Genomic DNA, 23,621 nt, shown 5'->3' on the forward strand with positions numbered 1-23,621 from the left:
GTTTCTTTTAGCTTAGTGCCAATACTATACGAGTCAGAAACCCGATTTCTTTCTATATTTCTCGTCGCCAAACAAGATTTTTCGTCAAAACGGGGTTTCTTTGAGCTTAGTTTTAATACTATTAGTCGCAGGCCTCATCTACTTTTTCCTTCGCATCGTAGCGCGCGCCTATATGTACTTGGTTGCGACGCTTAGCAAGCTCAATCTGACGTTGACGTTCAGATAAGGCTTGTTTTTTGGTTTCAGTTTTTGAGTCATGACAATGAGGACAACTCACACCAAGTACAAATAATTCAGAAGACTTATCTTCCTGACTAATCGGGTGACGACAACCGCGACAAAGTTCATAGTTACCCGACTTTAACCCCTGACCAACAGAAACCCGTTCATCAAAGACAAAACATTCACCTTCCCAACGACTTTCTGCTTCCGGCACCGTTTCCAAATATTTTAAAATTCCGCCTTCGAGATGATAGACTTCATCAAAACCTTGACTGCGCAAAAAAGCAGTAGATTTCTCGCAGCGAATACCACCCGTGCAAAACATTGCCACCTTGGGTTTATTGCGTAAAGCAGTTTCCCGCAGCACCCATTCAGGTAACTCAGAAAAGCTTTTTGTTTTGGGATTAAGAGCGCCTTCAAAAGTACCCATAGATACCTCGAAGTCGTTACGCACATCAACCACGACAACATCGGGATCGTCAAGCAGCTTATTCCACTCATCAGGCTTAACATATTTGCCAGCCATGAGGCGGGGATTAATGTCCGGTACTCCCATCGTGACGATTTCGCGCTTCAATCGTATTTTCAGGCGGTAAAAAGGTGCTTTTTCCGAGAAAGATTCCTTGTGCACCAGATCCGCAAAACGCGGGTCACTGCGCAAGAATGCCAGCACTGCGTGTACGCCCTCGGACGAACCGGCAATCGTGCCATTGATGCCTTCTTCTGCCAGCAAGATAGTGCCTTTGACGTTGTTGTTGTTGCAACAATCGAGTAGCGGTGCTTTCAGCTCAGCAAAATCAGGTAGTTCAAGGAACTTATATAAAGCAGCGGTTAAGAAATAAGCCATAGATTGAATTGATAGCACTAATTAATTTTCATACTTCTATGAAAATTCATTCAAAGCGGACGGTGGGACTCGAACCCACGACGTTCAGCATGGGAAGCTGACATTCTACCACTGAATTACGCCCGCGCTTAGTGTTTTTTACCTGTTTTGACTTTCTTTTGCCTTGGAGGCGTCGCGGTAAAAAACGACTAGAAAAACATTGTACAACTATTTTCTGATTTTGAGTATAACATTTTGACTGTCAATATTGGGCGGCAGCCGATCGCTATTTTCCAATTTTGACTCTACCATTTTGGCTTTCTATGTTGCCTTCGATCGCCCTTGCCCCCTTTTCTTCCCCCGCATCAGATTAAAAATCCAGATTTGCAAACCGTCCATGTAAGTAAAAACCACCGGAATCACCACCAGAGTCAGCAGCGTAGAAGTCATCAAACCGCCAATTACCGCCATCGCCATCGGGCTGCGAGTTTGCGAACCAGCGCCAATTCCCAGAGCAATTGGCACCATCCCAGCGATCATCGCGATCGTGGTCATCAAAATCGGCCGCAACCGCGCCACCCCCGAATCCAGCGTCGCCTCGTACATCGGCTTGCCTTCCTGCTGATTCATAATCGCGTAATCCACCAGCAAAATCGAATTTTTCGTCACAATTCCCATCAGCAAAACCACGCCAATCAAAGCGTACAGCCCGAGAGACTTTTGTCCCACCAGCAGTCCCAGCAGCGCGCCACCCAGAGACAAAGGCAAGGCGGCCATAATTGTCACCGGATGCAGGAAATTGGCAAACAGCAGCACCAACACAGCATAAATAAACAGTACCGCCGTTCCCAGAGCCCCCGCAAAACCGCTGAACACATCCTGCATCACCTTCGCATCACCCGAAGATTCCTGTTCCACGCCCGGGGGCAAAGGGTTCATTGCAGGCAGTTTCTTCACCGCCACCGAAGCTTCTCCCAAAGTCGTACCCTGCAACAAATTCCCCTCTACAGATACTTGACGGGCTCTGTCGTAGCGATCGATCTGAGAAGGCCCGCTGCCCAAAGCAATATCCGCCACGGCCCTCAACGGCACCAAAGTATTATTTTTCGCCGGTACTTGCAGATTCTTAATCGTTTCGATATCGCTGCGAAACTGCGGCGCCAACATTACATGAATCGGAATTTGTCTGTCAGGCAAATCAAATTTAGCAAGATTCGAGTCAATATCTCCAATCGTTGCCAGAGATGCAGTTCGAGCAATTTGCTGCACCGATACACCCTGATCCGCCGCCCGATTCGGGTCAGGTTTAACCAAAATTTCTGGCTTCACCAAACTCGCGCTAGACTGTACCTCAATCAGTCCCGGAACTTGCCTCATTTGTTGCGTGAGGGCTTCAGCAGTGTTAGTTAAAGCTTCGGCATTTTCGCTTTTTAGGACGATCGACATTTGCTTCCTACCGCCGACACGCCCTTGAGCAAAACTCAGCCGCACTCCGGGAACATCGCGAAGTTTCGGTCGCATTTCCTCTTCAAATCGCTGTTGTCCGATCCGCTTGTCGGCGGGTTTCAATTTCACGTAAAGACTGGCTGTATTCACCCCGCTAGCGCCCCCGCCGCCGCCTCCCGCACCCCCGGAAACTGTCGGAGCGCCTTCAGTCTCCAAAACGCTATCTACGGCTGGATGAGCGAGCAATAATTGAGTTGCTTGCTGCACTGCTGAATCTGTCTGCTGTAAAGTCGAGCCCGGAGGCAATTCAATAGAGACAGTCGAAAGTCCGGTATCATCGCGATCGATAAACCCAGTCGGAATGTAAGGTATTAATTGAACGCTGCCGAAAAACAAAGCTACACCTAAAATTAAGACGATCGCCCGATGCTTCAGCGCCCAAGTCAAAAGCCTGCGGTACTGATAAGAAAGTTGGTCTTTTTTGAGTTCCTGATGGTGTCCTTTATCCTTAAACAAATAAGCCGCCATCATCGGAGTAACGGTTCGGGCTACTAACAGCGAAAATAACACCGACGCCGAAACCGTCACCCCAAAAGGCCGAAAAAACTGACCGGGAATTCCCGGCATAAAAGCCACCGGCGCAAATACCGCAACAATCGTCATCGTAGTAGCAACAACAGCCAAACCAATTTCAGCCGAAGCATCCAAAGAAGCTTGATAGGGAGTTTTCCCCATGCCGACGTGCCGTTCAATATTCTCAATTTCGACGATCGCATCATCTACTAATATTCCCACCACCAGCGACAGCGCCAACAAAGTCATACTGTTGAGGGTGTAGCCCAACAGCCGGAGCACAGCAAAAGTAGGAATTGCCGACAGCGGTAAGGCAACAGAAGCAATTAAAGTTGCGCGCCAATCGCGCAAAAAGATTAAAATAGTTATTACCGCTAAAGCCGCTCCCAAAATTAAAGCATCTACAGAAGCTTCATAAGAATCTCGAATGTGGTCGGCTAAAGTATAAATAAGTTCCAGCTTGACATCAGGCGGCAAAGTTTTTTCCAGTTTTTTAACAGTTTCCCGCACCGCTTCTTCTACTGTTACCAGAGTGCTGCCGGTACTGCGGAGGATGGAAAAAGCCACTACAGGTTTGTTATTGAGCCGTGCCGCCTGACGCGCTTCTGCATAGCCTTCCCCAACTTCTCCCAAAGTGGAAAGCGGCACAAAACCGCCTTTAGGCAAGGTAATTTGATAAGTTTTCAACTGTTCGATTGTTTTGGCACTGCCGAGGGTGCGGACTGTTTGCTCGGAATTGCCAATTTCTGTTCTGCCGCCCGGTAAATTGATGTTAAAATTGCGAATTTGGTCGTTAACTTGAGTAGCTGTAATGCCGAGACTTTGCAGTTGTTCGGGGTTTAAATCGACTCGAATATCCCTGTCTCTGCCTCCGATTCGCTGCACTTGAGCGACACCTTTGACGGAGAGGAGGACGCGGCTGATGTTTTGGTCGATTAATTCGCTTAACTGTTCTACGGTTTGGCGATCGGAAACAACCGCGTAAGACATAATTGAACTGCCGGCAAATTCGACTCGCTTGACAACGGGGTCATTAATGTCTTGGGGCAAGCTTTGGCGGATTTGGGCGATCGCGTTGCGGACATCGTTGGTAGCGCGATCGCTATTTGTTCCCAATAAAAAGTTAACTGTTGTATTAGAAGAACCATCATTAACTGTAGAGATAATGTGGTCTATATTGCCCAAACCAGCAACAGCATCTTCTACTTTTTTCGTGACTTGAGATTCAAGTTCTGCTGGATCTGCCCCCGGTTGGCTGACGGATATCGAAACTGAAGGCACATCAATATTCGGTGAATCATCAATGCCTAAAAGCGGAAATGATAGTAAACCCCCGATTGTCAGAACTAAGAATAAAACAATCGTGGGTACTGGCTGTTTGATCGACCAAGCCGAAATGTTGAAAGACATAATTTAGAATTGGGAACTCGTACTGAGCTTAGTCGAAGTATTAGGGATTGGTTATCTGCGTTCGTCGGCGTTTATCTGCTTTCATCTGCGGTAAAAAAAACAAAAAAATCTAACAATAACCCATAACCAATAACTATTTAACAACCTTAACCCGATCGCCATCCTTCAGATAACCAGCCCCAGCAATAACCACCCGATCGCCCGCCTTCAAACCCTTTTTAACCTCCACCTTAGCAGCAGTCAAATCGCCTACAGCACCCCCGGAAATTTCCCCAACTTCCACTGGTTGAGCCTGTACCTTGTCCTCGCCGACAAGTTTGTAAACAATAGAACTGCCGTCAGATTGCGGCAAAATAGCTTTAGCGGGGACTTTCAAACCTTGAGCCGTTGCCGTCGAAAGGGATGCGCGCAAAAACATTCCCGATCGCAAAAACGCGCTTGCCGGCAAATCAATCTTCACCGTAGCTTGCCGATTTTGCGGGTCAACTAGCGGCGAAATATCTCGCACAGTTCCTGACAACTTAATCCGCTTGTCAGAGTCAGAAGTAATCTGCACCGCTGTTCCCGGTCGCACTTGCGCAACCTGAGTTTCCGGCACTTTCAATTGTAGTTCCAGCTTGTTTCCCCGAATAATTGAAAAGAGTTTTTGACTCCCCGAAGAAACATCCCCAACTCGACCAATTCTTTCAGCCACAGTGCCGCTATCAGGTGCTCGCACTATAGTTTGTTCTAGTTGAGTTTGTAACTGTTGGACTCGCGCATCATTGCTGCGGACAGTTGCTGCGTTATTTCCGACATTTGCTCTGGCACTGCTGACACTCGCTCCGGCCGTATTCACTTTAGCGCGAGCGCTGCTGAGGGCCGCTCTAGCCGTACTGATATTAGCTTCAGCAGTAGCTACTTTAGCAATAGCCGATCGCACTTCTTCCGCTGCTTTATTCTGTTCTTCCAAAGCTGTATTCAAGTCAGCTTTAGTTTTGTTCAAGTCTTGAACGGCCGTGTCTCGCTCCGTCTTGCGCTGTTCTAAATCTTGCTGGCTAATTACTCCCTGAGTCGCCAAATTTTGGCTGCGATTTACTTCTCTTTGAGCTTGAGCTAATTTAGCCTGGGCGGAAGCAATTCCCGCTCTAGCTTGAGTGACACCGGCTTTAGCTTGCTCCACACCGGCCCTGGCCTGGCCGACGCCTGTTTGGGCTTGCGCTGCGTCAGCGATGGCTTTTTCAACGCCAGCTTGAGCTTGAGCGACGCCGGCTTGGGCTTCTTGTTGGGCTGACTGAGCTTGCTGCACCTGAGCTTCGGCTTGTTCTACCGTAGAATTAGCCGATTGTACTCCAGCAAGCGCTTCGGCAATTTGCGATCGCAGCACCGAATCGTCCAAAACCGCCATCGTCTGACCTTTTTCTACCGCATCTCCCTCGGCCACCAACACCTGCTTGATTTGCAAACCGTTAGCCTGCGGCAGCACCGGCAGCAAGTCGTAGGCCACCACGGTGCCCGTCGCTTCCAGAGTTTCACCCACCTCGGCAGATTCCACAGGCGCCACTGTCACAGTCTGAGCCGTAGCCTGCTGATTTGCCGGTGGAATTGGAGCTGCGGGACGCGCGCTCTGCTTGCCCCCACCAGTCAACTGTACTGCTAGCAGCGTTGCAGCCACGCCAATGCCTGCGCCCGCCAACATGGTAGGCCACCTGAGTTCTTTGCGGGGCGAAGCTTCTGGCTCTTCTGGTTCCAAAACTTCAGATTCTTCCCCCTCCATTTCTGGAGGTTCTAGGGCAACTTCTCGTTCATCTTCCTCAGGAGAAAATTGCCAGCGAGAGCGGTCTGAGATTCCACTTTCAGGTATGTCCACTGCTTCGTTGTTGTCGCGTCCGCTCTGCACGGGGGGAATGGGTTTCTTTTCTTCCGCTTCTGAAAAAACTTGATTGGTCACGGTAATTCCTCTCGCCGCTATTAGCCTGTGGTTTTTTTATTGTAAAGAAAGATTGCGGTTTTTATATCTGATTCATTTTAACGAAGGGCCTGAGCAGTTGCGCGTCCTCCTTTTGGGTGAGTGTAGCGCCATTTCACCTTACAATGGCGAATTGAGCCTTTGTACGATCGACATTTAATTCGATCGGGCTCCCGGGCATACTGAATATTAGGGTGATTTTGCAGCGTGGGGTCGATCGGACTCGCATTGTCTGTCCCGAAGCGGTTTTGCCATCACCTAACGATTAATGCTGAGAGAATTCAGTCTAATCTTGAACTGATTATTGCTAATCTATACTCTAATGTGTTTATTGTAGAATACGGCACATCGGCTAAAAAAGTTGTGCCAGTTTATTTAAAAAAAATCAAAATGAATAGTCTCTTTTCTCCCCTCCAACAGTTTCTAATTACTTGGCTGCTCGTGCTAGTGACGGGATGGTTTACCCTGACTGCTGTCAGTTATGTTGGGGAACTCGTCAGCATTTTAGTAACAGCGGGACTCATTGCATTTTTATTAAATTATGCCGTAAAAAGACTGCAAGTATTTTTGCCTCGGGGAGTAGCTGCGGGGCTGGTTTATTTAACTGCGGGTGTGATAGTAGTAGTAATCGGTTTAACTATTGTGCCGCCGGTGTTCAGCCAAGCGAGGCAGTTGGGGGTGAGGTTCCCGGAATTGCTGGAGTCGGGGCGGCTGCAGCTAGGTGAATTTCAAGCCTGGAGTGCCGAGCGCAATCTACCGTTTGACGTGCAAATATTGGAGCAGCAACTGTCAGCTAGAGTCCAGGGACAAGTACAGGCGATCGCCGGTACGGGTTTAGGCTTAGTTGTAGGTACTTTTAACTGGTTTTTGGACTTAATTTTTATTGTGGTGATTTCCTTTTATATGCTCCTAGACGGGAAAAGAGTGTGGCAGGGTTTGACCAGCATTTTTTCCCCAGACATTCGCTATGTTTTAACAGAGACTTTGGAGCGAAACCTCCAGCGATTTGTGTCGGGACAGTTATTGCTGGGACTATTTATGGCAATCTCGCTAACTCTGGCTTTTTGGTGGCTGCAAGTTCCGTTTTTTCTCTTGTTTGCCGTCTTTATAGGATTGACGGAAATAATTCCGTTCATCGGAGCAACGCTGGGGATTGGCACTGTTAGTATAATTGTAGCGTTTATTGATTGGTGGCTGGCGCTGCAAGTCTTGGTAGTGGCGATCGGTCTCCAGCAAATCAAGGATAATTTAGTAGCGCCCCGAATCATGGGCAATCTCACCGGATTGAGCCCGGTAATTATTTTCACAGCTTTGCTGTTAGGAGGTAGAGTGGGAGGGTTGTTAGGAGTTATCCTGGCAATTCCGCTCACAGGGGTAGTAAAAAGTATAGTAGAAATTGTACTCAATCCCAAATTGCCACCGCAAACAGGCTCGTTTTTCTACAATCCTTTTAGCGGCGAGGAATTGGGTAAAATATCCGAAGATGAAAGTAGAATAATTTTGGTTTCAGATGAACAAAAATAGTCTAATTTTTGTAAAAAGTAATTCAATCCGTAAAACTTGTCTAAGTCAGAAATTAACTTTTGGCTGCTGAGTCCATTAAGAAAAGGCTAAAGTCTTTACTAAGAACTTTAGTCTTTATTACTAACCAACTTAAAATCTCAAACCTAAAAACTTATGAATTGGTGGCAAAATCTTAGAAAAAATCCTCTAGCTCGGTTGGGAGCAGTGCTGCTGTTAATTTTTTATACAGTCGCACTGTTTGCCGAATTTGTGGCACCTTACGACCCCTACGACTCTCAATTAAACGGTTCATTGCTGCCGCCGACCCAGATTTATTTAAGCACCAAAGACGGGCGATTTATCGGACCCCACGTTTATCCGACTACTCAGGGCCCGGTGGATGCGAATACGGGCGATCGCGAGGTAATTGTAGACTGGCAAAAACCCTCTGGTGTAGGTTTGTTTGTCAAAGGTTCTCCCTATAAGTTTTTAGGAGTTTTGCCATTAGACAGGCACTTGTTTGGTACTACAGGAGAAGGCCAAATTAACATTTTAGGAACGGACGAACAAGCTCGCGATCAATTCAGTCGCTTAGTACAGGGCAGCAGAATTAGCCTCAGCATCGGTTTAGTAGGAATAGCAATTTCTTTTCCCTTGGGATTGTTAATCGGAGGAATCTCGGGTTATTTCGGCAGTTGGATTGACAGTATCTTAATGCGTTTCGCCGAAGTATTGATGACGATTCCCGGTCTTTATTTATTAGTAGCGCTAGCAGCAGTGCTGCCTCCGGGATTGACAAGCGCTCAGCGATTTATATTGATTGTGCTGATTACTTCATTTATTAGTTGGGCGAGTTTAGCGCGGGTAATTCGCGGCCAGGTACTGTCAATTAAACAGCTAGAATTCGTGCAAGCGGCGCGGGCAATGGGCGCTAATCCAATTTATATTATTGTCCGCCACGTGTTGCCACAAACGGCAACTTACGTAATTATTTCTGCCACTTTGTCGGTTCCTGGTTTTATTGTGGCGGAGTCGGTTTTGAGTTTAATTGGGTTGGGAATTCAACAGCCAGATCCTTCTTGGGGAAATTTGCTATCCCTGTCTACTAATGCTTCCATTTTAGTGTTGCAACCTTGGTTGGTTTGGCCTCCGGCAATACTGATTATTTTGACTGTTTTGGCATTTAATTTATTGGGGGATGGGTTGCGCGATGCTCTCGATCCGAGAAGCATTCAAAGGTAGTTGCGACTTAGTAATTTCTCGTTCCCAGGCACAGCCTGGGAACGAGTTACGCACCCTACTTTTAATTGTTAACAGGTAAGCGGATCGTAAAAGTAGAACCAACACCTTCCTGACTTGTTACTGAAATATTGCCGCCCATCATTAGGCAAAAACGCTGGCTGATTGCTAGTCCCAAACCGGTGCCGCCGTACTTGCGCGTGGTAGAAGCATCTGCTTGGGTAAAGGGTTGGAAAATGTGCTGCAACTGATCCGGATTCATCCCAATTCCTGTATCTGTACAATTAAAAACTAAAAATTCTTTACTAGCAATTGATGATTGAGAATTCGCCACAGGTTCAGAACTGTTTTCTTGTCTGGCTTCGCTGCTGTCGCCCGCGATTTTTTCTCGGGTGGCGGTGAGGGTAATTGTACCGTTTTGAGTGAATTTGGCGGCATTGCTCAGCAAATTTAATAAAATCTGCTGCACTTTGGTAATGTCACCGTGCATAGTGCCGATATTCGTAATTCGAGCCAAGTTTAGAGTGTTGCCGTTTTTCTCAATTAGCGGCGCGGCGGTAGATGCTACTTCTTCAATCAAGGCGGCGATGTCGAAGGTTTCTAAGTAAAGATCCATGCGGCCGGCTTCGATTTTAGAAATGTCGAGAATGTCGTTAATTAGTGACAGCAAGTGTCTGCCGGAAGTGCGGATTTTGTCTAAATCTGGGGTGAGTTCATTGTAGCCCAATTCTTCGGTTTCTTCTTGGAGCATTTCGCTGTAGCCGATGATCGCATTCAGAGGTGTTCGCAGTTCGTGGCTCATGTTTGCCAAAAATGCGCTTTTTGCGGTGGAAGCGGCTTCGGCTGCTTCTGCGGCGAGTTGCAAGGCGGATTCAAAGACTTTTCGATCGCTAATATCCTCAACGCTGCCTTCATAGTAGAGTACCTCGCCGTCGGCGTCGCACACTGCACGCGCGCTTTCGGAAATCCAAATTACGCTGCCGTCAGCGCGATAAACTTCTGACTCAAACCCCGAAATTTCTCCGAATTCTTCCATCACCTGCATAAACTTGTCGCGCCGCTGAGGATCGACGTAAGCTTGCTGTCTGATGTTTGTGAGGTTTGATATCAATTCTTCGGGAGTGGCGTAGCCGTAGATGCGGGCTAAAGCTGGATTTACACTCAAGAAGTGGCCTTCGGGGGTTCTTTGAAAAATGCCTTCGACGGCATTTTCAAAGATACTGCGGTATTTTTGTTCTGCTTGACGCAGAGCGATTTGTGTGCGCTCGCGCTCGCTAGCTTCTATGGCTAGGGACACTAAATCTGCCAGAGAAGCTGCAAAATTTTGTTCTTCTAATGTCCAGTTGCGATGAGTTCCCACTTGTTCGATAGAGATAACTCCGACTGTTTGTCCGCCAAGTCGAATCGGCGCACCTAGGATTGATTTGATGCCGGTGAGTCCAAAGTAAGATGCCACAAATTCTCTGGTTCTAATATCTGAGAAAGCATCGTCGGCTGCGATCGTCCGGTGTTCTTCCAAAGCTTTAAAATAAGCTGGATAGTCTGCTGCTGCGAGTTCTGCCCCTGCTTCATGCTGTTCGCTGCTGCGGTGAAATTGGTCGAGACATTGCAATTTCGATCGAGTCTCATCATACAGCCACGCGCCGACTTTTTCTGTCTGTAGGGTATGAGCTGCTGCTTCGGTGATTTGCCTCAAAGCTACTTGCAAATCGCCTCGATACAGCGCTTTATTTCTTGCCAATTCTACCAAAACCGTATTTTGTGTGAGCAATTGTTTTTGCCTTTGGCGCCGCCCGGATTCCGCTCGCTTCTCTTCGGTAATGTCGCGGGCTACCAAAATGACGGATTCTTCTGAAAGCGGCGAAATGCTGGCGGCAAAACAAACTTCGCGGTCGTCAATAGTTAAATCGTACTCGATGCTGACAGTTTGCTTAGTATCTAAAGCTGCTCGGATGTGGTTGAGAAAATTGTCTGCTGTAGCTTGCGGAAACACCTCTCCGACTTTTTTGCCAACTAATTCTTCGGCTGGTTTGTAGAGTAGGGAAAGATTGGTGGGTGCGATTTTTAAATAGCGACCGCTGGCGTCCAAAACTAGAATTAATTCGTTCATGGCTGCAAACAAAGCCCGCAATTCTGCTTCGGCGGCTTCGAGTTCTGCCGTCCGCTCTGCTACTCGCTGTTCTAAACTAGAGTTGGTTTGTTCTAGGGCAACAAAAGACGATCGCAATTGTCGGGCCATTTCATTAAAAGATTGAGCTAGGAGGCCGAGTTCTTTGACGCCTTGGACTTCGACTTCGCCGTTTAATTCTGCGGAGGTGAAGTCGGATGACTCAGACATTTTTCTTAAAGCTTTGGAAGCTTCCAGCAATCGGGTAATCGGTTTGACAACCCAGCGAGTGGTAAAAATTCCGAGTCCGATCGCCAGTATGAAGGCAAAAAAGCACAATAAGATAGTTGTGCGAGTGTTGGCGTTAATTTGCCCCATGAAGTCTGCTTCTGGGATAGCGACTACAATCAGCCAATCAAGACCGCGGCCGTCTTGCAGGGGAGCAACCGTAATGAATTGACGTTTGCCGTCAATATCGAAGGTAAACTGTCCTTGGCTGTCAATTTGTTCAAAACTGCCAAATCGTTTTTGCAAGTATGTGGACGCCGATCGAATTAGCAAATTTTTGCTCTGTGTCGCTAACAGCCGTTTTTGTCCGTCTTGACCAGTCACAAAGGGCAGTTCGTCTGTGGAACTGGCGACTATTTCTCCGCTGCGTTCGATCGCAAAAACTTGTCCCGACGGGCTAACTTTGATGCTTTTGAGAAAATCGCTGATTTGAGAAAGAGTCAGGTCAATTGCCAGTACCCCCTGCAGGCTACCCGTTTGGTTGTAGATGGGCATCACCGGCGTAATCCCCAGAACTGGCGGGGCTGCGAAAACGTAGATAGGAGACCAAGAGGCTTTTCCTGACTGTTTGGCAGCTTTGTACCACGGTCTAGTACGGGGGTCATAAGCGACGGTTTTGATTAGCTCAGTGCGATTTCCTTGGCTGTCGAGGCGATAAATTTGGCGGTTTGGAGCGGTTGATTCGTCTCTGATGTATACTAAGCTTTCTGCTTCTCGCTTGAGCAAGAGGAATTTGCCCTGTTCGTCGCCGTAGTAGATGGTTGTAGTTCGATCGCTCAGCTTGGTCTGATTCCACAAATAGCGCTCTAAATTGGGGAAGTCTTCCGGGTCTAAGTTTCCAGAGGCGATCGCAGCAGTATTCATTTGCAGGAATAAATGAGACACATCCCCAAAACTGCGGAAATTTTCTTTAGTCCTCGCTGCAACTTCCAAACTTAACCTAGTAGCAAGGTCATTGACGGCTTTCTGGCCGTTGCGAAACGACAGCCATCCAGTCACGCCGACTGCTACGGAGATTTGCACCACCAGCGGTATCAACAAAACTAGGCTCAGTGACATCTTGGGCGAGCTTTTCATCACACAACTGCTCAGATTTTTCAATAACATCAATATTCTGACACCTACCGAGTTTGCGTATCGTTTATCGTTTAAAAGATGCCCTTGATATAAGTTACAAAGTTGTACAGCAAGAGTGAAGTGCGGTGACCGGCCGCTCAAAAATTGGCTGAGGTTTTCGCCGCTACTGTAAAAACTTGTAATATTAATGATGCCACTACTTGCCTGAATGTGCCGATCGCTCTGCGGACTCGCGGTCAAAACGTCACACCCAGTAAAAGAAGCAACTTTAGGCCCGTGCTCCACACCCTGGTTGTCTTCAGTCCTTCCCAATTATTTAATTCTTTAATCTAAAATTTTTCATCTAAAATGGGATCGCTTTCTCCGGGTGCGGAGGGTCTCCTTTACGGCTGCTTAATAAAAATTAGATTTAAAATTTTTCTACTGTGGCAGGACAAATGTAAATTATTTGACAATCGGGTATTAAATAATTTGCTATTAATAAGATAAGCGGCCAACATTCCGATCTACTGACTACAAAGAGGATAATTGAAGCATCTGCATTTCATCAAGGGCAGCAAAGTAAAGCGTTTTTGGCTTTTTGGGACGATCGATCTTTTGGCAAAATAATACTTCTGGAGGATGACATGAACTATACATTTGAAATCCTGGGCGTATCTCCAACTTTAACATTTTTTAACCAGCAGCAGGAATTGCTGCAACAACAGCAGCCGTCGGGTGTAGAATACTTGGCAAACCGGAAGTGTACTCTCGATGCGTTTGTGGCATCCGTGGAGACAGTTTCTCCCGATCGCGGCTGGGATGTCGATCGAGTTGTAGACACCGTGATTAGTTTCTGGATGAACAACTCGGATAGCATCCAGTATTGGAAGCACAGGCTGCAGGATGCAGGCAGCGAAAACTTGTTAGTAGCGAGAGTAGGCGATATCAAGTCTTTGCAAGCTGCATTTGAATCGCTGCTGGGCGAATAGGAAAATCGGGAATTGCGAAAAAGTCGATCGGCTTTTTCGCAAAAATCAAATTAACTGTCTATTCGCAATTCTCAATTCCCCTGATTCGCGGCACGGAAGTCGCAGATATAAAATATCTGTTTCTTTCTTTCAGCTTCTACCTTCCATCTGCCTGATGCCTTCAACATCTGGCTAATGATTAATGACTTCGCAATTGGCAATTCCCAAATATTATGTCTCGTTCCAAAGCCCTGCAATCTTATATTTTTCTCCGCTTGCTTCTCGCACCGCTAATGTTGTGGACAATCACCACAGCAGTATTTTTGTTGCTGCGGGCCACTCCAGGCGACCCCATAGATGCCATTCTCGGTTCGCGAGCTCCGGCAGCCACCAAAGCAGCAATGCGAACCCAACTCGGCCTCGACGCACCCCTGTGGGAGCAATATTTTAAGTACATGAAAGACTTATTCAGTCTGGACTTGGGAACCTCCATCACTACTCGCGGACAAACCGTGTGGCAAATTATCGGAGACTATTTCCCCGCTACAGTGGAATTAGCAGTTTGTAGCATGGCCATAGCTTTAATTGTCGGCATCAGTATCGGTTCCCTGGCAGCATCCCGCCCCAACACTATTTTCGATGCTGTCGGCCGTTTGTTTGGGATTATCACTTACTCGCTGCCCGCTTTTTGGGCGGGAATGGTTTTGCAGTTGATTTTCGCGGTGCAGTTGGGCTGGTTTCCCTTGGGAACTCGCTTTCCCGTGACATTCCCAGCCCCCCAAGGCTACACAGGACTGTACACGATTGACAGTCTCCTGAGCGCTAACCCCGGTCAGTTTCTCACATCTTTGCATTATTTGGCACTTCCGAGTTTGACGTTGGGGATTCTTTTGAGCGGCATTTTCGAGCGCATTGTCAGAGTGAATCTCAAGCAAACTTTGCAAGCAGATTATGTCGAAGCAGCTAGAGCTAGAGGCATTCCCGAATTGCAGATTTTATGGGCTCACGCTCTGAAAAATGCGCTAATTCCGGTGATTACTGTCTTAGGATTGACTTTTGCTGCACTGTTGGGCGGTGCTATTTTAACAGAAGTTACTTTTTCTTGGCCGGGGCTGGCAAATCGCCTTTACGAAGCGATTAGCTTGCGGGATTATCCAACTGTTCAAGGTATTGTGGTGTTTTTTGCGGCAATTGTTGTAATTGCCAGCATTGTAATTGATATTTTGAATGCTTACGTTGACCCGCGAATTCGGTATTAAAGGAAGTTAGTTGTTATTATATGATGTCCGGTCAATTACCCTTTTTCTTACGGGTAATTGACCGGACATCATACACCATACTGGCTCTTCTTTACTATGTCAAACTATTAGTTTAAATGGTTGAAAATCAACCTATGTGTGAATAAAAAAAACGGCTAAAATCAACTAAAATAAGACCAGAAATCTTTGCTATATAAGAATTTGTGCCATTATTTTCAGATAAATTAGCACAGTAAGTAAGGAAGAGCCTGTATGGTGTACAGTGCGCGCCTTACCACTACAGATGGTGTCAAAATAGATTCCTTGCGTCCAAGACTGTATCTGTTGTACCTCACATCTTGCACCATTCTCAAGAACAGGCAAGATGCCTGTTCCACAAAAGATAAATTTTCTTGTGGAACAGGCATCTTGCCTGTTCATAAAAGGCTTATTGAAAATGGTGCAACATCTCAGTTGTACCCCAGAATTCAAAACATCTGGGGCTTGACAACGTAAAACCCGTGTAATATACTGTAATTTATTGTAGTTTATTAATTCTTACTGCCATGAAGCTAACTGCTGGTTGCTAACCCATCCCGATCGATTTCCAACGCTCTGTGCTTGAAAAACTACGAAAGCCAGAGATTTGAATTGGGTAGCGACCTCTCGATCGTACTGCGATCGAGCGTCCAGCACTACGAGGACGGCTCAGCAAACCAAGATGGAGCAGAAATATGCAAAAGAAAGCAATACTCAACGCAGCTAATTTGACCTGCGAAGTCGCACCCACACGGACTTTGTTCGCAGATATCACTGTTGCGATTCATGAAGGCTCGCGCATTGGCTTAGTCGGTCGCAACGGCAGCGGTAAATCGACCTTGCTCAAGCTACTTGCCGGACAGCTAATCCCGCAGAGTGGCACAGTCGCGAGGACAGGTAGTGTTTACTATCTGCCTCAAGTCAGTACGCTGAATCTGTCTGCCTCGAATGAATTGGTACTGGACTGGATCGCTTCTCATTCGGATGAATGGTGGACGGTGACGACCTTGCTAGAGGAGAAGTTTCCCTCGGAAATCTCGCTATCTCAGCCTCTGAGCACAGTCAGCGGCGGAGAACTGACGAAACTTTGGTTGGCGATCGCTCTATCGAAGCAGCCTGATATTCTGTTGTTAGATGAGCCAACAAATCATTTAGACCTGTTAACCCTGGAACAGTTGCAGACAGCACTGCAAGAATTTTCTGGTGCTTTCGTTATTGTCTCGCACAAGCCGTTTTTTCTCGATCGCACCGTCGATACGATTTGGGAATTAACGCCAGCGGAGTTAAAGATTTACGGTGGCAACTACTCCTTCTATCGATCGCAAAAAGAAACCGAACATCAAGCCGCATTACGCGCCCACGAAGTAGCGCGAAAAGAACTAAAGCGAGCGAAAACATCAGCAGCTCACGAACAACAACGAGCCGCCCAATCTCGCCAACAAGGTCGCAAACGTGCCGACAGCATTCCGAAAATTCTCGCTGGTGCGTTGAAGCGACAAGCTGAAGTAACGGCAGGAATTGCTAAGAAAAAACATGAACTAGCCGTAGAACAAGCAACTAATCAAGTTACCGCAACCAAAATCAGAACGACGAAAACAACCCGGGTCAAATTAGAAAAATGCAGTCACAAACACAAAAATTTAATCGATATCCAAGGTGCTGATTTGAGATTAGGATCGCGCCGATTAATCAAAAACATTCAGCTTCATGTATCGTCAGACTCGCGCATTGCTATTGCTGGAAAGAACGGCTCAGGAAAATCCTGTTTAGCTCAAGCCATTCTAGGAATGGAGCGAACTCCAGCAATTTTAGAAGCCGGTGAAATTGCCATAAAATCTGCCATAAAAGGGGTATATCTAGATCAAAGCTATGAAATGGTCGATCGCTCTCGGACAGTCCTAGAAAATATGCAAATGGCAAACCCAAACTTAGACTATCAATTGCTGCGACAGCAATTAGGAAATTTTCTATTTTTTAATGATGAAGTGAACAAGCCTGCATCTGCCTTAAGCGGCGGTGAGTTAGCGAGATTAGGGCTGGCTGCGATCGGCATTTCTCAAATTGATTGGCTCATTTTAGATGAACCAACAAATAATTTGGATTTGGAAACAGTGAATCAGATTGTTGATGGAGTCAATGAGTTTCAGAGCGCCCTCTGGGTCATTTCCCACGACCTCGACTTTCTCAGCCGCATTGGAATCACACAAGCCTACCAACTCCACAACGGCCAACTTCAGCCGCTGATCCATCAACCGCATGAGTTGGAACGTTATCATCAGGAATTACTTGAGATGCAAATGTCTTAATTCTGAAGCTCAGTGGCGCAGTCTACATCAGCAGGAGTAGCAAAAGCTCCTATTTTGGGAAGAAGACAATTTCTAGTTTCTGGGCAATACTGGATCAAACACAGTTCAATATTTGAGGAAACGCTGATGAGATTATTGCGAACAATCGCCGCTCTATCGGCGGCATTGACCCCACTGATGGCTGAAGCTGCCTTTAGCCGTCCCATGCCGGGAACAGCCGATTTTCCCAGAGCCTCAAACCCCCAAGTAAATGTGCCGGTTTGCTTCCTCGAAACTCCAGGTGGCACAACTTTTGATTTAGTAAGCTTGTGCGGCAGCAATGCTGCTCCCCAAAACGCTGCTCCGGTTGCGGGCAACCCCGCCAATGCTCCTGCAAATAACCCCAATGGGGGCACTCCGGCTGCTGCCCCGAACCCCAACGCCATCACCAGAGATGGTGTCGGCACCCCGATAACTACTCCAACAGGCACGGCAAATCCCAACAATCAGAATAATCAGAATCCGGGAACTTCGCCCAATACCGATCAGAATAATCAGAATCCGGGAACTTCGCCTGCAGGTACTCCCAATAATGCCAATCCGGGAAGTTCACCGAGTACCAATCCCAATAATCTCAATCCGGGAAGTTCGCCCTATATCACTCCCAATAATGCCAATCCGGGAACTTCGCCGAGTACCACTCCCAATAATGCCAATCCGGGAACTTCGCCGAATACCAATCAGAATAATCTCAATCCGGGAAGTTCGCCCTATACCACTCCCAATAACAGTGCGTCTCCCACGGGTGGAACTGCTGGTGACAGCAACAGCGATTTAGTTCCCAATCCCAATCTCAATCTTCCGAGAGTACCGCCGAGTTCCTTTAGCCCCGGAGGTGTTGCACCGACTAGAGATGCGATTGATGGCCCCCGCCAGTAATAGGCGAAGTGTGAGAACTTTTACAGAAACCGGGTTTCTCTCAAACCGTCTCTTTTTCAGGGATATTTCACCCGCAAGAAAGCCGGGATATTTATTTGCATGGGTAATATTGATGTCAGGTGCGATCGGCATATTTTGTAGCAGAGTAGCGAAATAAAAGTTAAGCTAAGAACTTGTAGACGCTATCAGCCAAGGACTCTTTTCAAACTGGACAACCAAGTAGAAGCAGTGATAGATAGCCAGCTTTAATCCGTAACAGGATTAGTTATCAGCACAGGTTAAAATTATTACCAGGCGGGTGCTCGCCAGCTCCAAGTTCTCAAGCTAAACCATTCAACAGGCATATTTTTGTTAAGCCAGTGTGGTTTGGAAAGTACCGGCTGATAACATTAGCGAGACAAAATTAACCCGATTATTCGGAGACTCTTCATGAGCAAAATATTTGTTTTAATAAATTGGAACAAAATTGCTCTAGACCCGATCTCACTTGAGGAGGACATCTCGTGTCAAACTTAGTTCAACGCTTAGAAATAACCGCTCATCCGCAACTAGAAAAATCCCTCGGCTATCGAGGAGATAGTCGCTGGGTAGCTTGGCGCTGGGAACCGGATATCGACCAACTTATATCCAGCGACGGCAAAACAGTCGGCACTGGCAATAATATGGCTTGGCTGGTGTTTTTGCAGCACGATTTAGTCGATCCTGCAGTACAAGAGTACAACCTCGGCGAGGGCGATCGCTACTGGCTGCTTTTAGACACTGAAACTAGAAATCTCTACGTCGGCGAAGGGAAAACAGTTCAAAGTCTGCTCGAACAGCCGGAAAGTTTAGCTTTATTGGCCTGTCTCGATGGCGGCAATGCCGATCGACAAACTGGTGAAACTTGGCAGCAAACGTTATCTCAACTAACAGCAAAACCAGTTGTTCGCCACCTCACAAATGCCCTTCCTTTCGGTATCGCGGCCGCTTTGATAGGTGCTTTAGGCATCGGAACCGGATTGTGGGTAGTGCCGGCGGTGCAGCAGAAACTAGCCGAAAAAACAGCTTTTATTTCCCCAATTAGTTCTGCGGCAAACTGCGGGCTTGGCGGTTCCGACGATTTTTCAGCTTATATCGGTTCTTCAAGCGGAAATAAAGAACTTCATTTAATAGGCGTTTACGAAGCCAATGCGGATCACAAGAACCGAGATTTATCAAAAAGTGCGATCGAAATCAAAGTAGAACGCCGAAACAAGCCAATAATTCTAGCACTTTCAGCTTATGAACCGGTGCAATGGAACATTACCGCAGAACCGGGAGCTGTTATCGAAAAAATAATTGTTAACGGGTACAACAACCAAACTGTTTCAGGAGTTTCGGGAATTCCAATTGAAGAGCACAGCTACGAAGAAACCGGAAACTATATCGGCGACTTTATCTACAAGTGGGGTGCTACCGCTGAAAGTACCAATACTTCTTCCCTCGTGACTAAATTGGAACAAATAAACCGCACCAGTTTAACTTCTTTTCAAGGATGTTACCGAGGTACGAATTTTGCGATTAAGTAAGAATTATTGATTATTTTGGGGTGGGGAAACGGCATTGCCGTCTCTTCAAGAGCGGTGTTGTCGATCGTTAGATCGAGATAGTAATTTCATCATCCCATCCGTCCGATTGATTTTACGCATTAGCGGAAATCAGGAAACGGCACTGCCGTTTCCTACAATTACTGGGGCTATGGTTATATCCTCGATCGGGCGATTATTTTGGGGTAGGAAAACGGCACTGCCGTTTCCTCCTTTGCGTGCTGATTCTGTTTTTAACCAATCCGTTGATGTTAATTGAAGGGTGTACATTTTAAACAGTTATTTAACAACCTTATGTCATGACTGTATCATAAAATATTAACTTTATTTTTTGATTTCAAACAATAACAATGCTAACAAACTTAAGATGAAATACTGGTATGAAACCCTCGCTGTAGCGCAGCGAATTTTAATAGAATTGGGAAGGCGAAGACGCAGTTTAATTTTTTGGGCTATCTTTCCGATTTCTATCTTGATTATTAACGCTTTAATTTTAGCAGAACGCGCGCAACTAACAACAGCAAAAGCTTTTGAAACAGCCGCCCCTGCAAGCTTAGTAGGAGCTGCTTTATTTTTTAGCTGTCTCGGCGGTAGCGTAGCAACCGTAGTAGCAGAGCGAGAACAGCATACTCTCAAACGCTTGTTTATTTCCCCCCTGAGCGGCACTTCCTACTTTTTAGGGATTTTTATTGCTCACAGTTGCATCGGTATCGGTCAGGTAATTTTAGTATACACGATCGCCTCTTTTTTGGGAGCACAATTTCAAGGCTCTATCCTGTTAGGATGTGCGATTATTTTGCTCAGCATTGTATCTTATGTAGGTGTAGGCTTTATTCTCGGCACCCAGTTTGCAAGGCGCACTGAAGATGTCAACTCGCTCGTAGCGGCTTTCGGCGTTCCTTTGTTGATTTTAGGAGGCGCATTTTTGCCAACTTCGCTGTTTCCCAAAAGTCTGCTGGAACTCGCCCAGTACAATCCAATTTATCACATGAACGAAGCCCTGATGGGCGTGTGGGCTGACGGCAAAGATTTGGCTGATATTTCCTCGCACTTCGAGTTTTTGTGTATTTTTGCTGTTTTAATGATAGTAGCCGGATGGCTGTCTTACCGACGGATGTTGAGAGTAGAAAGAAGGCTTTAAACGAAGGGGAAGGAGTGAAATAATTTACTTTAAAATAATTAAATCAGGGTTCACTTGAACCTAATTATGTAAAGTTCCATGCACATCACACCTTAAACCTATTTAGCGTTCCATGCACACCGCATCTTACGGCTATAGCAATCCTCGCATCATTTGTGAATTTCTTACTCCCTCCCCTTGGTAAGGGGAGGGTTGGGGTGGGGTCAAAAATTTACAACTCATTTAGGATTGCTATATTATAGGAAAAACTAGGAGATTTCAAGCTGTGCTGCAAATTGAAAAACTCAATAAATCCTACGGCGAGCGTTCTGTGCTTAAAGATTTAACACTGCACATTCAATCTGGAGAAATTTACGGTTTGCTGGGACCAAACGGGGCGGGCAAAACTACAACTATCAATATTTTATGCAATTTGCTAAATGCCGACAGCGGCCAAGTTTCTATCAATGGTGAACCTGTTTCCGAAGCTACAAAATTGTTAATAGGTGTAGCGCCCCAAGAAAATTTGCTTTACAAAAGCCTTAGCTGCGAAGAAAACCTCAACTTCTTTGCTCAAATTTACGGCTTAGAGCGCAAACAGCGGCGCTATCAAGTAAGACACTGTTTGAAAGCAGTAAATTTGACAGATAGAGCTACAAGCCCGGTGGAAACTTTGAGCGGAGGAATGCAGCGCCGTTTGAATATTGCGGTGGCTTTGGTACACCAGCCTAAATTAGTAATTTTAGATGAACCGACAACGGGTTTAGATATTGAGGCTCGCTACGAAATTTGGGATTTAATTCAGCGCTTGCAATCCGAAGGAATTACAATTTTGCTGACAACTCACTTGTTGGATGAAGCTGAGCGGCTGTGTCAGAGAATCGGAATTCTGAAAAATGGCAGTATTGTGGCTGAGGGCAGTTTAGAAGAGTTGCAAAAACTGATTCCGGCTCAAGAAATTATCGTGGTAAAAACCGATGAAGAAGCTGAAGTCATCGCTCGCGCGAAACAATACAGTTTCATCCCCCGCCGCTACGGTAGCGATTTGGCTTTTTGGCTGCCGGAACGTTTAGAATTAAAAGAAATTATTTTGCTGTTTGACGGGATTTCTATTGATTCAATCGCTCGGTATCCGGTGCGGTTAGAACATATTTATGTCGAAGTTACAAAACAAACTGTATCCTAATCCGCGTCCATCTGCGTATATCCGCCATCATCTGCGGTTAAAGTTCCAAAGTAATTAACTGATAAACAAAGTGCTAATAAAAAGGATTTGATTGTTTTTATCGACTGCAATATCGTGAATGTCGATATCTCCTGTAGTATAGCCGAGGCGCGGGATGTAGAGTATTTGAGATCATTGCTGATTTTACAGGGGGTCAAGATTGGATTGGATTAACCGGAGGTTTGAGCTTTGGTCAGTTAGAAATAACTCAAAATACTCAGGGGACTCTTATTAAGAACCTCTTGACAGGAGAGGAGTTAGGTGTGATGATTGGAGTGAGTGCCAATGCGATTACATCGGCTAATTTCCGGTTGATTTAGGAAATCAAGAAAAGTGCGATCGCCCCTTCGATCCAAAAGGGATCTCGCACTTGACCCAAAATCGCACTTGAGAACCCCTACTTCTTTAAGCAGTCGGGATTCTCGCCTTCAGGGCCAACCTTTTCTACACAGTCTTAGCCCACTCGATCCAAGTTTCCATCGGGCGGAAACCGACTGATTTGTAAAGCTTTGTCGCCCCCGTCAAACTGTCAGCATCTACGCTGAGTTTTGCAGTATTTGCACCCGCCGCTTTTAAGGAGTGCAAGCCAGCCAGCAGCATCGCTTTTCCTAAACCCATTTTCCGAAAGTCGCGCCGCGTACCCAACAATTCAATCCAACCGTCTTTTGTGCCGCTGCGGGCGTTTTTTTGGGGTTTGATTTGACAGTCGCAGAAAGCTGCAAATTTGCGATCGCCCGAAACAGCAATCAAATCTAATTCCGGCTGATAATTCGGATCTTGCATCCAGTAACGCACGGTTTCCGCAGTTAAATCGTGGTGATTCCAGTGATCGATAAATGACTGGTTGAACATTTCTACCCAAGGTTGGATGTCTTGTTCTCCCGATACGTGGGTTAGCGCAAAATCTGCGGGAAATTCCGGTGTGGGAATGGGTTCAGCGAGGGATCGGGCCATTGTCCAAAAATAGCGATCGACCTCAAAGCCCTGTTTCTCTAACAGTCGCATCTCATCTGTTTTATCCTCGCGGCTGTAGGTACGCAATTTCGCGGGCAAATTTCGTTCTTTCGCCACTTCGCGCAGCCGCTTTTCGCCCCACTTAATTATGTCTTTTTCTAAACCTTCGCTACGCAGATTTGGATGCACGTAAAACCACAGACAAGCGTCTATTTCATCCTGGGAATCGGGCATATCTAGGAGTGACAAACCGATTAGTTTGTAATTACCATCTTCCCACAACTGCACGTCGCGGGCTTTGTCGAGTTTGGGTGCATCAAGTATTAGCTTGAGTTCAGTTGCTGAGACTTCTTCGCCGAGGCGATCGACTGCTTCGCAAGCATCGATTAAATTGGCGATCGCGCACCAGTCAGTTTGGCCCTTGTAGGAGCGTGTTGTTAAGATATTCATAGAAAACTTGCAATCCGTAATTTCGGACTGTTCCTCTTAATTGGTATTGGCAAACAAGTACAGTGAATTTCTGGCAAAAATCCGAGTTTTTGATTTTTAACCGCTTCGGAATGCGGAGAAACGCGGATGTAATGCAGATTTATTGTGGTGTCGATAAAACTCAGAAACCTGTTTATATCACCCAGGCTTTCAGGTTTTATCTAATTAGGCAATCATA

Annotated in this window: 17 protein-coding genes and 1 tRNA gene; 9 read left to right on the plus strand and 9 right to left on the minus strand. The window is 46.3% G+C overall.

Annotation, left to right across the window (positions count from 1 at the left end; translation table 11 throughout):
- Nucleotides 1–121: 121 nt before the first annotated feature.
- The 4 genes from trhO to QUA20_RS02980 all read right to left on the minus strand — a co-directional run bounded on the left by trhO (nt 122) and on the right by QUA20_RS02980 (nt 6,407).
- Nucleotides 122–1,069 (minus strand): oxygen-dependent tRNA uridine(34) hydroxylase TrhO, encoded by a 948-nt coding sequence (trhO, locus tag QUA20_RS02965; RefSeq protein ID WP_333185272.1) that lies wholly within the window; start codon nt 1,067–1,069, stop codon nt 122–124.
- A 54-nt stretch (nt 1,070–1,123) separates the two neighbouring features.
- Nucleotides 1,124–1,195: transfer RNA gene (locus QUA20_RS02970), tRNA-Gly, on the minus strand.
- A gap of 174 nt (nt 1,196–1,369) precedes the next feature.
- Nucleotides 1,370–4,477 carry an efflux RND transporter permease subunit gene (locus QUA20_RS02975; RefSeq protein WP_333185274.1) on the minus strand — a complete coding sequence of 1,036 codons (3,108 nt, stop codon included), beginning with the start codon at nt 4,475–4,477 and terminating at the stop codon, nt 1,370–1,372.
- A 133-nt stretch (nt 4,478–4,610) separates the two neighbouring features.
- The gene (locus tag QUA20_RS02980; protein ID WP_333185276.1) at nt 4,611–6,407 is read right to left on the minus strand and encodes an efflux RND transporter periplasmic adaptor subunit; all 1,797 of its coding nucleotides are present in this window, start codon (nt 6,405–6,407) and stop codon (nt 4,611–4,613) included.
- A gap of 408 nt (nt 6,408–6,815) precedes the next feature.
- Here QUA20_RS02980 and QUA20_RS02985 point away from each other — a divergent pair, with 408 nt between their 5' ends.
- Together QUA20_RS02985 and QUA20_RS02990 are read left to right on the plus strand one after the other, a co-directional pair.
- On the plus strand, nt 6,816–7,949 hold the full coding sequence (locus QUA20_RS02985; protein ID WP_172186842.1) for an AI-2E family transporter: 1,134 nt from the start codon (nt 6,816–6,818) through the stop codon (nt 7,947–7,949).
- A 153-nt stretch (nt 7,950–8,102) separates the two neighbouring features.
- Nucleotides 8,103–9,170 carry an ABC transporter permease gene (locus QUA20_RS02990; protein WP_333185279.1) on the plus strand — a complete coding sequence of 356 codons (1,068 nt, stop codon included), beginning with the start codon at nt 8,103–8,105 and terminating at the stop codon, nt 9,168–9,170.
- A 61-nt stretch (nt 9,171–9,231) separates the two neighbouring features.
- Here the strand turns inward: QUA20_RS02990 and QUA20_RS02995 are convergent, their stop codons facing one another.
- Entirely contained in the window at nt 9,232–12,639 is a 3,408-nt protein-coding gene (locus tag QUA20_RS02995) for a PAS domain S-box protein (protein ID WP_333185632.1), read from the minus strand.
- A gap of 626 nt (nt 12,640–13,265) precedes the next feature.
- Here QUA20_RS02995 and QUA20_RS03000 point away from each other — a divergent pair.
- Nucleotides 13,266–13,610 carry a hypothetical protein gene (locus tag QUA20_RS03000; RefSeq protein WP_172186840.1) on the plus strand — a complete coding sequence of 115 codons (345 nt, stop codon included), beginning with the start codon at nt 13,266–13,268 and terminating at the stop codon, nt 13,608–13,610.
- A 212-nt stretch (nt 13,611–13,822) separates the two neighbouring features.
- The gene (locus QUA20_RS03005) at nt 13,823–14,848 is read left to right on the plus strand and encodes an ABC transporter permease (protein ID WP_333185281.1); all 1,026 of its coding nucleotides are present in this window, start codon (nt 13,823–13,825) and stop codon (nt 14,846–14,848) included.
- A gap of 224 nt (nt 14,849–15,072) precedes the next feature.
- On the opposite strand, the gene QUA20_RS03010 is transcribed toward QUA20_RS03005, so the two are convergent.
- Complete coding sequence (locus QUA20_RS03010) at nt 15,073–15,255, minus strand: hypothetical protein (RefSeq protein WP_333185283.1); 183 nt, start codon at nt 15,253–15,255, stop codon at nt 15,073–15,075.
- A 306-nt stretch (nt 15,256–15,561) separates the two neighbouring features.
- On the opposite strand from QUA20_RS03010, the gene abc-f reads away from it, so the two are divergent.
- From abc-f to QUA20_RS03025, 3 genes are all read left to right on the plus strand, one after another.
- Nucleotides 15,562–17,172, plus strand: coding sequence for a ribosomal protection-like ABC-F family protein (abc-f, locus tag QUA20_RS03015; protein ID WP_333185285.1), 1,611 nt, complete (start codon nt 15,562–15,564; stop codon nt 17,170–17,172).
- 12 nt (nt 17,173–17,184) lie between these two features.
- Nucleotides 17,185–18,090 carry a hypothetical protein gene (locus QUA20_RS03020; protein ID WP_333185286.1) on the plus strand — a complete coding sequence of 302 codons (906 nt, stop codon included), beginning with the start codon at nt 17,185–17,187 and terminating at the stop codon, nt 18,088–18,090.
- Nucleotides 18,091–18,593: 503 nt separating this feature from the next.
- Nucleotides 18,594–19,637, plus strand: a complete 1,044-nt coding sequence (locus QUA20_RS03025) for a hypothetical protein (protein ID WP_333185288.1) — start codon at nt 18,594–18,596, stop codon at nt 19,635–19,637.
- 129 nt (nt 19,638–19,766) lie between these two features.
- Here the strand turns inward: QUA20_RS03025 and QUA20_RS03030 are convergent, their stop codons facing one another.
- Nucleotides 19,767–19,925, minus strand: coding sequence for a hypothetical protein (locus tag QUA20_RS03030; RefSeq protein ID WP_333185290.1), 159 nt, complete (start codon nt 19,923–19,925; stop codon nt 19,767–19,769).
- A 97-nt stretch (nt 19,926–20,022) separates the two neighbouring features.
- On the opposite strand from QUA20_RS03030, the gene QUA20_RS03035 reads away from it, so the two are divergent.
- Both QUA20_RS03035 and QUA20_RS03040 read left to right on the plus strand, forming a co-directional pair.
- On the plus strand, nt 20,023–20,796 hold the full coding sequence (locus tag QUA20_RS03035; RefSeq protein WP_172186836.1) for an ABC transporter permease: 774 nt from the start codon (nt 20,023–20,025) through the stop codon (nt 20,794–20,796).
- Nucleotides 20,797–21,061: 265 nt separating this feature from the next.
- Nucleotides 21,062–21,961: an ABC transporter ATP-binding protein gene (locus QUA20_RS03040; protein WP_333185292.1), complete on the plus strand. Its 900-nt coding sequence runs from the start codon at nt 21,062–21,064 to the stop codon at nt 21,959–21,961.
- Nucleotides 21,962–22,015: 54 nt separating this feature from the next.
- On the opposite strand, the gene QUA20_RS03045 is transcribed toward QUA20_RS03040, so the two are convergent.
- Together QUA20_RS03045 and QUA20_RS03050 are read right to left on the minus strand one after the other, a co-directional pair.
- Nucleotides 22,016–22,126, minus strand: coding sequence for a hypothetical protein (locus QUA20_RS03045; RefSeq protein WP_333185633.1), 111 nt, complete (start codon nt 22,124–22,126; stop codon nt 22,016–22,018).
- A 318-nt stretch (nt 22,127–22,444) separates the two neighbouring features.
- The gene (locus QUA20_RS03050; RefSeq protein WP_333185294.1) at nt 22,445–23,404 is read right to left on the minus strand and encodes a GNAT family N-acetyltransferase; all 960 of its coding nucleotides are present in this window, start codon (nt 23,402–23,404) and stop codon (nt 22,445–22,447) included.
- Nucleotides 23,405–23,621 lie beyond the last annotated feature (217 nt).

The sequence above is a fragment of the Microcoleus sp. Pol7_A1 genome (assembly GCF_036701085.1).
Taxonomy (GTDB): Bacteria; Cyanobacteriota; Cyanobacteriia; order Cyanobacteriales; family Microcoleaceae; genus Microcoleus; species Microcoleus asticus.